This window comes from Priestia sp. SIMBA_032 (assembly GCF_046535215.1).
Taxonomy (GTDB): Bacteria; Bacillota; Bacilli; order Bacillales; family Bacillaceae_H; genus Priestia; species Priestia aryabhattai.
In genome coordinates, this window is sequence record NZ_JAWRXD010000282.1 from 1 (window position 1) to 335 (window position 335).

Consider the following 335-nt stretch of genomic DNA (forward strand, 5'->3'; position numbering starts at 1 on the left):
ATGGGGTGATCGCAATATAATTTTTGCCGATTCCATTCAGATGGATATGGATAAACAACCTCTGGAGTTGTCCGCAATTTTTCAACTGATTGATGAAAGTTTCTGTGGTGAAAAGATTATACATTTACCTAAGCTTGAATCAGTTGGAGTCGAGGCAACAAGTGAGCTTGACAAGCTACTATTTGAACATCTCAGCAATGCAAACGGTGAAGTTCTAATTGAAGAGTTTCAGGTACATGGCATAGCCATTTGCTTTAGCTTTCATGATTACGATTATGAAATTAAAGCGAAGGGAGAAAACAGTAGCTATCGCAAGATTTTGGGTAATAGTATAG

General features: G+C 37.6%; 1 protein-coding gene. It reads left to right on the forward strand.

Going from position 1 to position 335, the window contains the following annotated elements:
- On the forward strand, positions 1 to 335 hold a 335-nt coding region (locus tag SB717_RS34385), incomplete at both ends, for a hypothetical protein (protein WP_410907330.1).